This is a genomic window from Dolichospermum circinale AWQC131C (genome assembly GCF_000426905.1).
Taxonomy (GTDB): domain Bacteria; phylum Cyanobacteriota; class Cyanobacteriia; order Cyanobacteriales; family Nostocaceae; genus Dolichospermum; species Dolichospermum circinale.
The window spans coordinates 55,332-69,234 of record NZ_KE384657.1 but is presented as its reverse complement, the minus strand read 5'-3'; the positions used below and the strand labels follow the sequence as shown (position 1 = coordinate 69,234).

Annotated in this window: 7 protein-coding genes; 6 read left to right on the top strand and 1 reads right to left on the bottom strand. The window is 36.9% G+C overall.

The features are described 5' to 3' along the window. From ACIR131C_RS24095 to holA, 5 genes are all read left to right on the top strand, one after another. Window positions 1-2,595, top strand: a 2,595-nt coding sequence (locus ACIR131C_RS24095; RefSeq protein WP_231395517.1) for an NACHT domain-containing protein, incomplete at its 5' end; no start/stop codon positions are given. A gap of 119 nt (window positions 2,596-2,714) precedes the next feature. Continuing rightward, window positions 2,715-3,848: a glycosyltransferase family 2 protein gene (locus ACIR131C_RS0120405; RefSeq protein ID WP_231387596.1), complete on the top strand. Its 1,134-nt coding sequence runs from the start codon at window positions 2,715-2,717 to the stop codon at window positions 3,846-3,848. Window positions 3,849-3,900: 52 nt separating this feature from the next. Further along, window positions 3,901-5,475, top strand: a complete 1,575-nt coding sequence (locus ACIR131C_RS23690) for an ABC transporter substrate-binding protein (RefSeq protein WP_051289742.1) — start codon at window positions 3,901-3,903, stop codon at window positions 5,473-5,475. A gap of 68 nt (window positions 5,476-5,543) precedes the next feature. Beyond that, a complete protein-coding gene (locus tag ACIR131C_RS27145) occupies window positions 5,544-5,855 on the top strand; it encodes a hypothetical protein (protein WP_269208817.1) in 312 nt (103 codons plus the stop codon). Then, entirely contained in the window at window positions 5,779-6,504 is a 726-nt protein-coding gene (gene holA, locus ACIR131C_RS23685; protein WP_269208816.1) for a DNA polymerase III subunit delta, read from the top strand. Before ACIR131C_RS27145 ends, holA begins: the two co-directional genes overlap by 77 nt. 343 nt (window positions 6,505-6,847) lie before the next feature. Here the strand turns inward: holA and ACIR131C_RS0120390 are convergent, their stop codons facing one another. Continuing rightward, window positions 6,848-11,515, bottom strand: a complete 4,668-nt coding sequence (locus ACIR131C_RS0120390; protein WP_028091643.1) for a glutamate synthase-related protein — start codon at window positions 11,513-11,515, stop codon at window positions 6,848-6,850. A gap of 472 nt (window positions 11,516-11,987) precedes the next feature. Between ACIR131C_RS0120390 and ACIR131C_RS0120385 the strand changes: the two genes are divergently transcribed. Next, the gene (locus ACIR131C_RS0120385) at window positions 11,988-13,838 is read left to right on the top strand and encodes a phosphodiester glycosidase family protein (RefSeq protein WP_231395516.1); all 1,851 of its coding nucleotides are present in this window, start codon (window positions 11,988-11,990) and stop codon (window positions 13,836-13,838) included. The last annotated feature ends 65 nt before the right edge of the window (window positions 13,839-13,903 follow it).

Sequence of the window (13,903 nt, the reverse complement as noted above, 5' to 3'; positions counted from 1 at the left end):
ACAAATGAAACTTTATTGAATATTCTCTTGAATATTCAAACAAAAATTGCTTTACCCACAATAGATATTGAAGAAGCACGTTCAAAGTTATTAGAACAGGTAATATCCTATTGGCAAGGAGAAAATAATAAGCAAGAATTTAAAATAAAATTCAAAGAAAAGAATGGCAATGAATCATCTACAAATACTATTTATGATTTTTTTAATGATAACCAAAATAATAATAATAAGTTTCTTATTTTGGGGGCTTCTGGCTCAGGTAAAAGTACAATGTTAAGAGAATTGAATCATGAATTAATTAAACATAAGAATGAGATTCCTATTTTGTTAAAACTTGATTCTTTGCATAAAAACCAGACAATAGACAACTGGATAAGTGAGTCTATTAAAAAAGTGTATGAAGTAGATGAAGAAACTATAAATACGATTTCGGGAAAATATAACGAAATAGGAATAATATTCCTCCTTGATGGGTTTTACGAAATAGAACCTTCACAACAAAATCAGCGTGCTGTTGATTTGAATAGTTTTATTGAAAAACATCAATGTCAAACTGTTATTACGAGTCAAACAGAAAAGAAAGATTTGCTTTTAAAAGAATTACGGAATAATTCTATTTTTGTTGAATTACAGCCTCTTGAACAAGAACAAATTGACCGTTATATTATTGATATAATGAACAAGCTTCTGGCAGAGCTTCAATATGCAGAACGTATAGAAAAAATACGTCCACAAACTTGGAAAGCTTTGACAAATAATAATCCCGATATTCTGGATTTACTAGGAAAACCTTTAGGTTTAAAAATAGCAGTACACAATTTTAAAAACGTTCCAGACAGGAGCAATAACGATAAATTGCCAAATCCGGCGGAAATCATCCAACAATTAATTAAGGCTGAAGATGGAGTGGTAGTTCCAATACCAGACGAGTACATTTCAACTCTTCATGACAATTTATGGCAAGACTATTTTCACGATCAGTCTGAAAAATTGAATAACAAAAATACAACTTTTTCTAGAGATAAGATAGTTTGGTTAGCACAGCAATTAAATAATACAGAATCCACATTGTCTATTGAAAATATGCAACCAAAATTATTGTCTGAAAAAAATAAAGAAAAAATACTTTATTATATTTTAGTTGGGTTAATTGTAGGCATATTATGTGGCTTATCAACGGGAATACTTTCTGAAATATTAAACTATAATTCTGACAATCCTCAATCTTATTTGAATACAATCAATTATATCTTTTTTGGATTAATCTCTGGATCTATATCTGGATTAATAGGTGGAATAATATCTTGGCTAAAGCTAAATACAAAATCTTGGTTAAAACTAAATACAGATACTCAATCTAAAGTAAGATCTGCTATCATTGGATTCGTATCTACAATAATACGTTGGTTAATTTCAAACTCACAAGCAGATAACATTCAGATTTTAGATATGATAGTATTTGGAATAGTTTTTGCATTAATATTTTATTTTTTAGATTTACCAGAAGACAAAATAGACTCAGTAAGTCATCAGGAATGGTCATTTGACAATCAAAAAGCTATAAAATCGGTCATGTATGGAATGGGATGGGCTGCATTTTCTGGACTATGTATGTGGAGTACATTATTAATAAATAGCATATTTGATCCTTTAGCGATGAAAAAGTTAAATAACCCCTGGCTAAATAATTTTATAACAATTGTCATTAATATTGACAATATAGATATACAAAAAGACGATATACTTGAGAGTTTGATAGGATTATTATTGTTTTTCATCATAAATTATTTTTTATTCCGAGAAATCAGCAGAGCAAATAATCAAAACACACAAGAAGATAAAAATTATGCAATTCTCAGGAAATATATGTATTTTGGGCTATTTATTTTTGGGATAATAAGTATTTTTATTTTCCATTTTATCTTTAATAAGATAGAACAATTTTACAAAATAGAAACCTTTGACAAATTTTATGATAAAATGAATACTTTCTATTGGGGTACGTTAACTTTAGAATTGTTCGTTGGGCTAAATATCGGACTACTTTTGGGATTTAAAAAAACAGATAATACCTCTAATACCTCAAATCAATCTCAAAATAATTTTATCAAGAAGATCAGAGGAAATGTCATTCAAAAATTAAAATCAGCTAAGTTAATAAAAGATCGTAATAATAGTATTCTCAAAACATTTGTTGATCTCGTTGTTATATCTTTGATTATTGGCTTTTTATCTTCAATAATATCTTGGATATTTTGGGAATGTTTCTCGCGCTATCCCAAATTTGTATGGTGGATTTTTTATAGACAAAATCAAAAATATGGTGGTATCTTATTTGGTATTTGTGTTGGTTTAATGATTAGCTTACTCAGTGGGTTAGTTAATGGAGAAAAGTCAGGTTTAGTCTGTATTAAATACTTCGCTCTGCGTTTATTTCTTTGGATGTCCAAACATATTCCTTGGAATTATGGTCAGTTCTTGGAAGAAGCTGTAAAAGTAGATTTATTGAAAAAAGAAGGAGGGAGTTATGAATTTAGACATGGAGAATTAAGAAAATATATAGCTGAAAAGTATTCATCTGAAACTCAGCAATAATAATGATTTTTGAATAAAATTACTAATACTTACTACAACACTTCTGAGGGGAATTAAACGTGATTTTGATTTTGTTGCTAATTTTTTCTTTAATTAATTTAAGTACCTGTTTAATTTATATGCAACGTGCAGTAGCTGAAATGTCTCAATTATGTCCATCAAACTCTATTGTATCAGATAATTTTATTGATTCTAGTTTTCCTAAAGTTTCAGTAATTATCCCGGCTTATAATGAGACAGATAATATTCATGATTGTGTTATGTCTATTTTGTCAAGCACCAACTTAGAATCTGATAAACTTGAAGTCTGGGTGGTAGATGATCAATCAACAGATAATACTCTAATTATTCTAAATACACTGAAGGAAAAGCTTAATGACCCACGACTGAAAATATTACAAGGATTACCTCGACCATCACCAAAAAGATGGAAAGGTAAAAACTGGGCTTGTGTTCAAGCTGCTGAACTTGCAAAGGGAGAATTTTTGCTGTTTATTGATGCTGATGTTCGACTAAAATATGGAGCAATTGAAACAGTTATTCAAACAGCAAAATTAGAAAATGTGGACTTGCTCAATTGTATTCCAGCATTAATTTGTAGCTCTTTATCAGAATGGTTAATACAGCCATTAATGTTTATTAACCTAGTTGTTTCTTTAAACTCTGGTGAGGTAAAAAATCCAAGAACCAAAACATCTTTTGCTTTTGGGTCTTTTATGTTATTTTCGCGCTCATCATACGAACAGATTGGAGGACATAGAGCAGTCGCTAATGAAGTTGCAGAAGATGTGGCTTTAGCTCGACTTATAAAACACAATGGTTTAAAGATAAAATATGCACTAGGAGCAAATTTAGCAAAAATACGAATGTATCGTAATTGGGCAACACTCTGGGAAGGTTGGACTAAAGTTTTATATTCAGGCTCACAACGTAGTTGGGTATTGATGGTATCTTTAGCTTTAGTAATGCTAAATATTTACTCAGTTCCTTGGCTAATGTTAATTATTGTGGCTATTAAAGGTATTTTAATTGGTTTGCAGATAGTTGATTTTATTGCAATTTGTTTAGTTGTAATAGCGATTCTACTACAATACAATTTGCGGGTAATAGCAGCAAGAGCATTTTATAGCTCTACGAAATATTGGTGGCTGCATAGTTTAGGGGGTCTTATGGTTGGCATTATTGCCATTACCTCAATAATTAAAACTGAAACAGGCTGGGGATGGACTTGGAGAGGCCGTTCACTTAAGTAAACTACCTCAGCAAAACAGTATAAATATTTTAGCGTTTTTGTGAATTAACACTATGAATCAGCATAACAACTCTCAAGAAAAAAATGTATGTAAATTATCAAAAATAATTGTAATCTTTTTTAGCCTATTCATAATTCTACAATTATTGGGTGGTGTATATATCATTTTTACTTCGCTAGATCCAATTATAATTAGTTATGGTGAAAAAAATTGGTTTCCAGAATCAAGTAAGCAAAAACCAGAATACGAAGATAAAAAAGAAAAAGGGATTCAATCAATAAGGAAAAAAAATTTTACCGATGCTATGTACGAATTACGCAGATATTTGTACTTAGATGATGGGAAAGAGTGTTTAAACAAATCAATTAATCCAAAAAGAAGAGATCCAGAGACATTAATTTATTTAAATAACGCCAAAATTGAAGAAAACGTAAAAACAAAGGAAGAAAAAGTTTATACTATTGCTGTACCTGTACCGATTTCTAAAGAACCGACTGAATCTTTGGAAATTTTGCGTGGAGTAGCTCAATTTCAAAATGAATTTAATTGTTTACCAAAAGACAATAGAAACTTCTATTTAAAAGTAGCAATTACATCAGATGATGATAATCCAGAAATTGCTAAAGAAGTTGCTAAAAAATTAGCAAAAGAACCTCATATCCTTGGTGTAGTTGGTCATCGTTCGAGTAGTGCCACTTTAGAAGCAAAAAATATTTATAATGATAAAAAGCTTGTAGCAATTACTCCTACTAGTACCTCTATTGAGCTTTCACAGCAAAAAAACTCAGAAAATTATGTTTTTCGTACAGTTCCTAGCGATAAAGTGGCTGCGGAAAAACTAGGAAAATATATGTTAGAAACATTGAATAAAAGAAAGGCAGCTATTTTCTATACTCAGGGCAAATACAGTCTATCGCTTAAGAAAGAGTTTGTACATTATGTAAATTCTCACGGAGGAGAGGTATCCTCTAATGAATTATATGATTTATCTAGTCCTTATTTTAGTCCACCAGAAAGCACTAATCAAGCTATTAAAGAAGGTGCGGAAGTATTGATGTTAGTACCCGATAATGATGATACTTTAAATAAGGTCATACTATTAATCAATCAAAGCAAGAAAAAATTCAATCTCTTGGGAGGAGATGTTGTTTATACGAACAAGATTATACAAAAAGACGCAGCTTGGCTAGAGTGGCTCAATGAAATGGTAGTAGCAATTCCGTGGCATATTGATGCAAAAGCTAAATCAACATTAGAATCAGAATCAGATTTTGCTACAAATTCGCAAAATCTTTGGGGTGCTAAAGTAAGCTGGCGAACGGCACTAGCTTATGATGCAACAAATGCTTTGATAGAAGCCATTAAGAAAAACCCAGATCAAAAGAAAATAAGAAAAACTCTCATATCAGAAAAGTTCAAGTTTGATGGTGCTTCAGGTAATGTTCAGTTTTGTCAAAATGGCGATCGCAAACAGAATGATGCTCCCGCTTCAGGTAATGTTCAGTCTGAGCAAAATGGTGATTGCAAACAGAATGATGTTCCCAAGGATGATCATGTGCAATTGGTGAAAATTGTTCCTAAAAAAGAAAATCAGAGCGAATATGAGTTTGTACCAATTACTGAATAGTGAAATTAAATCTCTATATTGCGTTTCGAGCTAACGCTCAAGTACGACAATACAATTGCCGTACTACTATGTCAACATATTTATACTTTGGTGAAAACGAATTCTTTCTAACTCGCAACATCAAACAACTAAAAACCCACACTCTAGATCAACAATGGGCAAACTTTAACTATACAGAATACCCCCCAGAATCTAAAGAAACCATTCCTCAAGCATTATCCCATATCATGACACCACCTGTTGGGAGTGGAGGAAGATTAGTACACCAACAGCACATTACTGGGAGTTTGTTCAAAAGAAATTTTGTTGCAGTTGGAGTCCATTCTCCCCAAAATTCCCTCAACAAATACCCTCCTTATCACCAACACTCACAAACCTGACGCGAGAAATAAATCAGTCAAACTCCTACTGGAGTACGCACAGGTAACAGAATTTCCTCTCATTCCCCAATGGCAAACCCAAGCATTAATACAGCAAGCTCGGACTTTAGTTGACGAAGTAGGTGTAACACTCACTACTGATGCTTACAAAGTGTTAATTGATTACACAGGCAATCATACACGACTGATATTCACCGAACTAGAAAAGCTCAAAACCTATGCTTTGGGTAAAACAGTCAATGGGGTTATGGTGAAAGAATTAGTCTCAGAAAGTGCTGCTAATAGCTTACAACTAGCCAACACCATTCGCTTGGGTAACATTCCTCAAGCATTAGAATTTGGCGATCGCTTAATTAACTGTAACGAACCAGCTTTAAAAATTACCGCTACCCTGACTACTACCTTTCGCACTTGGCTAACAGTCAAACAGATGATCATCACCGGGTGTCAAGATGACAATACAATAACCCAACTTGCAGACGTGAAAAATCCCAAACGCTTGTATTACATCCGCCAAGAGGTTGCTAATTGTTGTGGAAACAAGCTGAAAAATAGTTTGAAAATGCTGTTGGAACTAGAGCTAATGCTCAAATCTGGTGTAGATGAAAAACTCGCGTTGCAAACTCAAATTATCAAACTTTGCTCGTAGGTACTACTTCTTTCAAATGCAATAGACACCTCAGAAAATTAACCTACAGCAATTTGCAATCACACAAGGTACATCTTAGCCCCCTCCCCGCAAGCGATGAGGGGGTTGGGGGTCGGGTTCTTATTCCAGGTTTGATGACAATTTGCTGTAAAATGCTCCGGCTGTTGGAGGGATATTAAATTTCTGGAGATGTCTAGTTATTAATTAAATCCTGGAAATCCTCAAATCCTGGACATCCTGATTCAGACAAAAAAGGATTAAAGGATAAACAGGATAAACACAGATAAAGTATTTAATTAAATCCTGTAAATCCTCAAATCCTGAACATCCTGATTCAGACAAATTACACAGAACTTAATTGTTTTTCTGCCACTTTAGCCTCTGGACTGTCAGCTTCAGATGGTGGTACTAATTGCCAGAATTTGGGTAAGTATCCTTGCCAATTAGCGATAATTTCTAAGGCTTTGGGTGAACCAGTTTTATCAGCGTGAGCTTTAATTAAATCATACAACTGTTTTGCACCCGCATCACTAGCAACCCGCTGGACTTTAACAATAGCATGATTTACGAAATCAGGGAAATTACCCACTTCATCCAAGAAATAAGCCAAACCACCGGTCATTCCTGCACCAACATTCCGGCCTGCTTTACCCAGGACGACAATTACACCACCAGTCATGTACTCGCAGCAGTGATCACCAGCGCCTTCAATGACGGCTGTACCTTTTGAGTTGCGTACAGCAAACCGTTCTCCAGCCAAACCATTAGCAAATAATCTACCACCAGTAGCACCATAAAGGCAAGTATTACCGACAATTACGTTTTCCGCTGGGTTGTAAGTCGCATTTGCTGGGGGTTTAATGATAATTTCCCCACCATTCATTCCCTTTCCTACATAGTCATTAGCTTCACCTTCTAAGCTTAAAATCACACCATCAAGATTAAACGCGCCGAAGCTTTGCCCAACACTGCCTTGAAACTTCAGGTTAATTTGCCCTTTAAAGCCGTTGTCACCATATTTTGAAGCAATCACTCCAGTCAACCGAGTCCCGACGGTTCTATCGGTATTAACAACGGCGTAGGTTTTACTAACTATCCCTTGTTCCTGGATTCCTTGACAAATATCCGCATCAGCTAGTAATTGATCATCTAATACGGGTCCATTACTATGAACTTTTTCATGTACTAACCAATCACGATTAACTTTTGTATCTGGTAGTTTAGTTAAACAATCTAAGTTCACAGCTTGGGTTTTATTGAGTTTCACATCAGAGCGTACTGTTAATAAGTCAGCGCGACCAATTACCTCTGATAAGGAACGATATCCCAATTTAGCTAACAGACTCCGCACTTCTTCCGCAACAAAATAGAAGAAGTTGACAACGTTTTCGGGAACTCCTGTAAACCGCTTCCGCAGTTCTTCCTTCTGAGAAGCGACACCCACAGGACAGTTGTTAGTGTGGCAAATTCGCGCCATAATGCAGCCTTCCGCAATCATAGCTATCGAACCGAAACCAAACTCCTCAGCACCCATTAAAGCCCCAATCAATACATCCCAACCACTTTTTAAACCACCATCTACACGCAAGATGACGCGATCGCGTAACCTGTGTTCCATTAATACTCGATGTACTTCTGTTAAGCCCAATTCCCAAGGAGTACCAGCGTGTTTAATAGAAGAAAGGGGTGATGCACCGGTACCGCCATCATGGCCTGAAATTTGGATAATATCAGCATTAGCCTTAGCTACACCCGCAGCAATTGTGCCAATACCGATTTCTGCGACTAATTTTACTGAAACTTGAGCTTTAGGGTTAATTTGGTGCAGGTCAAAAATCAACTGTGCTAAGTCTTCAATAGAGTAAATATCATGGTGGGGTGGTGGAGAAATCAAAGTTACACCGGGTTTAGAACGCCGTAACATGGCAATATAGGGACTAACCTTGGGTCCTGGTAACTGTCCACCTTCTCCTGGTTTTGCACCTTGAGCGATTTTAATTTCAATTTGTTTGGCTGTGGCTAAATATTGGGGCGTAACGCCAAACCGACCTGACGCAACTTGTCTAATGGCACTTGCAGCGGTATCACCATTTCTTAACCCATGCAAATGGGGGAAAGTAGGAGATTTACCAGCAGTATCAACATCATTTAAAGCGTTGTAACGAATCGGGTCTTCTCCACCTTCACCAGAATTAGATTTACCACCAATGCGATTCATAGCGATCGCTAAAGTTTCATGTGCTTCTCGTGACAAAGCCCCTAAAGACATCCCCCCGGTACAAAAACGCTGGACAATATCATTCACGGACTCTACTTCTGACAAAGGAATTGGTGTTCGTTCACTCTGGAAATCCAATAAATCACGCAGTGCTGTCACAGGCCGATTTTGCAGATGCTGTTTATACACTTGATAATGGTCATATTGCTTACCATTAACTGCCTTATGTAGAGCCTTAGCCAACTCTGGGTTATTACTGTGATATTCTCCACTGGGACGGTATTGAACAAAACCCAAATTTTCTAACTTATTAGCTGTCAATTCTGGGAAAGCCTTACTGTGGAAAGATAAAACTTCTTGAGCTAATTCACTCACACTTAAACCACCAATGCGGGAAGTTGTTCCCCGAAAACCCAATTCTAGTAAATCACGACCAATACCAATCGCTTCAAATATTTGTGCTGCTTGGTAGCTAGAAAGCAGAGAAATTCCCATTTTCGAGAGAATTTTCAACAAACCCGATTCTACAGCTTGGCGATAATTTTCTATAGCTTTTTCCCAGGTCAAAGTAGCAATTTTACCCCTAGTCATAAACTGCTGGGTCTTAGGATCATCCCACCAAGCGCTGACAGTATCCAAAGCCATATAGGGACAAATAGCACCCGCACCATAACCCAACAAACAAGCAAAATGATGGGTACTCCAACACTGGGCTGTATCCACAATTAAGGACGTTTTCATTCGCAACCCAGCGCGAATCAAATAATGGTGAACCGCACCAATGGCTAATAACGGGGGAATATAAGTATATTCGGCGGCAATATCCATACCAGTGCGATCGCTTAATATCAATATCTTCGCCCCAGCCCGTACAGACTCCGCCGCTTGTTTTTGCAAAGATTCCACAGCAGACTGCAAACCATCTGGACCTGTAGATATGGGAAATAAAGTTGACAACTCAGCCGTGGCAAATCCTGACAGTTTAATTGCTTCTAATTCTGCTTGAGTTAGTACAGGCGATTCTAATTTGAGCTTGCGAGCGTACTCTGGCTTAGGTTCTAATAAATTTCCCCTTTCCCCCAGTTCCACCGTCAAGGACATGACCAGCTTCTCCCGCAAAGGGTCAATAGCCGGATTAGTCACTTGGGCAAAACGTTGTTTAAAATAGTCATACAGTAAATGGGGTTTTTCTGAAAGCACAGCCAATGGAGTATCATCACCCATACAGAAAGTCGCTTCCGCACCAGTGCTGGCCATGGGGTGAATTACCATTTCCACATCTTCTATAGTGTAGCCAAAAGCGATTTGCTGTTGTAATAGGACTTGTGTATCAATTTTCCTGCTAGTCTGCCCATTGCCATTTAGACTATGATGTCCATTACCATTAACTGACTCACCCTTAACTAAGCGATTCAATTCTAAGCGATATTTTTGCAACCATTCTCCGTAAGGATACTGTTTCGCAATACGTTGTTTAATCTCCCAATTTTTCAAGATTTCTTGGGTATTTAAATCTACCGCAATCATTTGTCCTGGTCCTAGTCTACCCTTTTCCAGAACATTTTCTTCTGGGAAATCTACAACTCCCGCTTCCGAAGCCACAACGATATAATCATCTTTAGTAATGACATAACGTGCAGGTCTTAAACCATTGCGGTCTAATGTTGCGCCTACCTTTTTCCCATCACTAAATACTAAAAGTGCTGGTCCATCCCATGCTTCCTGCAAACCGCTGTAATATTCATAAAAATCTACAATCTCTGGATATTCCGCTAAAGCAGGTTGATTTTTGTAGGCTTCGGGAACCATCATCATTAACCCTTCTAAAGGGCTACGTCCCGAACGTACCAGTAACTCTAATACATTGTCTAATGTAGCAGAATCACTATTATCAGTGTTTACCAGTGGCTTGAGTTCATCAAAACGATCTTCCCAAATTGGATGACTCAGAGTCGCTTCCCGTGCCATCATCCAATTAATATTCCCCAACAGGGTATTAATTTCTCCATTGTGACCTAATAACCGCATGGGTTGAGCTAAAGGCCATTTCGGCATGGTATTGGTACTAAAGCGGCGATGGTATACGGCAAATGATACTTTAAAAGCAGGATGCTTGAGATCCTCGTAAAAATCCCCCAATACAGCCGAACGTACCATGCCTTTATAAACAATGGTGCGACTAGAGAAAGAACATACATAGAAATCCTCAGAAATTCTCCTTCCCGCTTGCATAATGCGTTTACTCGCAATATACAGTTCTCTTTCCAATTCATCACCGCTTTTATCAGCGCAAGAAATTATAACCTGTTCTATACGAGGTTGATTCTCTCTAGCTTGTACACCTAACACCTCTGAACGCACCGGAACTACTCGCCAGCCCAGTACAGTCAATTTTTCCTCTGCTGCTATTTGCTCAAATGCATTCTTAGCAACTTGAGCCGCTTCCGAGTCTTGGGGCAAGAATATCATTCCCACAGCCTTATGACTCACATCAGCAAAGTCAATTCCGTGACTGTTATCTTGTGCCAATAATTCCCAAGGAATTGCTGTCAGTATTCCCGCACCGTCACCAGAATCTTGGTCAGCGCTACAACCTCCCCTATGTTCCAAGCAAGTTAAAGCAGTTAAAGCCTTGTCCAAAATTTCATGACTAGCTATATTCTGACGATGGGTAATAAACCCTACTCCACAAGCATCCCTTTCTTCTACCAACCACTTTTGTCCTAAATAAGTATCTTGACAATTGATATCTGACATTGTAGTTTGCTGACCCTGACTTGATTGATGACTCATACTTTATTCCTGAAATGTTGAGGTACAGACGTTGTTACTACTGCTATAGGGAAATTTTCTCATTTATTGGCACTCGATAAAAATACATAATTACCAAAATTTAGGGATAACAATTTTAGCCTTAGCTTGACATTTAGCCAAAGCTGTGTTACCAGTGCCTATCTATTTTTTATTTGTTTATGCACTCTAAAAAAAATTACCCTAATCTAAAATTTTAGAGCTGTGGGAATTTTAGATTTAATCTCTAAGACTATAATGATAGTCTCCAAGCAGTGTGTATTATTTAAAGCAGTTATCGCTAGTATTTTTAGTGTGACAACTGTTTGCTACTCTTGATAAGAGACAAAAACCCAATATACATACTATCATGATTATTTCTAAAAAAGGTAATTATTTTTTTAATTTTCTGATAAATTTTTCTTAGGCTGGTTTTTGCATAATAACTTTGTCAAAAAACACAATGATCTGGAAAATGCTCAATTCTCTGTCACCACTGCTGTCAGCGGGACTATGTTTAACTGCTAATTATGGCGTACTCGCCCAAAATATTCCTAGAATACCAAATTCCGTTCCCACTGCTGTTAGTGCTGGTAATCAAATTACTATAAATGGCCGAACCTTACCAGGAGCATGGTTACAACCAACAGGAATGCAAACTTATATCAGTGATGGCGCAGTTAAGCAATTAATGGGCATAGATTTACTCAGTAGTAACAATCCTGGTAAACAGCCAATACAGTGGTTTTCTAGCTTGACAAATCCCATAATTCTTAATACTAAACTAAGAGGTGGCTACCGCTATTTAGATATAAGTAAATTAGCTAAAACAGCAAAATGGCAAATTAAAGCTAATGGTAACACATTAGTAATTGCCACTCCCCCTTCTCAACTGAGAAATATTCGTCTTGGTAAACAACCAAAAGGGGATCGGATTGTACTAGACTTAGATAACCCAACTTTTTGGCAAATTAGACAAGAGTTACCAGTCAAAAAAGTAGTAGATCCTGATGAAATTCTCCCCAAATCTACCACACCAGCCAACCGGGAATGGACCGTCACCTTAGATACTATTGCTGATGCGGCTTTACTCGCAGTTTATAACCCTAAACCACCCATAGCACAAAGCACAGAATCACCCATTCAGAAAATAGAAATTGTCAATAATCAAACAATTATCAATTTGAGTATTCCCTTTGGACAATCTGTACAAATTAGCACTCTTTCCCAACCAAATCGCCTAGTAATTGATATTCAACCTGATGCAATGGTCGAGAGAAATATTACCTGGGCGCAGGGGTTACAATGGCGACAGCGGCTAGTAACTTTAGGAACAGACCGCTTTCCCGTGGTTTGGTTAGATATTAACCCTCGTACCGTCGGATTAAGCATTAAACCGATATTAACTAATGTGCAAACATTAACTGGTACTGCTCCTTTAATCCAAACTGCTCAAAATTACTTAGCCGTAGCAGCAATCAATGGTGGTTATTTTAACCGCAATAATAAATTACCATTGGGGGCAATTAGGCGAGATAATCAATGGATATCAGGACCAATTCTGAACCGGGGAGCAATAGCTTGGAATAATAAAGGACAATTCTATTTTGGTCGCCTCACCCTCACAGAAACCCTAACCAGCAACAATAATCAAAATTTACCTATTATTTTACTCAATACTGGCTATGTTCAAAATGGTATTTCTCGTTACACATCTTTATGGGGAGATACTTATACACCCTTAACTGAGAATGAAAATATAATTGTTGTAGAAAACAATCAAGTAACTAATCAATTACCGGGGGGTAAAACTGGTATAAATGCTATTACTATTCCCAAAAATGGTTATCTGCTGATTTTCCGTAATCAGACACCACAATTACCCATTGGTACAAAAATTAACATTACCAACACCACCAGCACACCAGAATTTAGTCGTTATCCCCATATTATCGGTGCAGGACCCCTATTACTAGAAAATCGGCAAATAGTCCTCGACGGAGAAGCGGAGAAATTCGGTTCTGCTTTTATGAAAAGTCAAGCAGTTCGTAGCAGTATTTGTACCCTTAATACAGGCAACTTAATCATTGCAGCCGTACATAATCGCGCTGGTGGTGGAGGTCCAACCTTAGAAGAACAAGCCAAACTAATGCAGACAATGGGTTGTATCAACGCTTTAAATTTAGACGGTGGTAGTTCTACCAGTCTTTATTTAGGTGGTCAATTGCTGGATCGTTCTCCTAATACAGCAGCCCGTGTTCACAACGGTATTGGAATTTTCCTAGAATCAAAGTCAGGACTTACCCAAAACACAAAAAAGAAGTAAGTAGGGCTTGCTGAAAAAGTTGTCTGTGAGGGGAGGTAACAGGGAACAGGGAACAGGGAACAGTA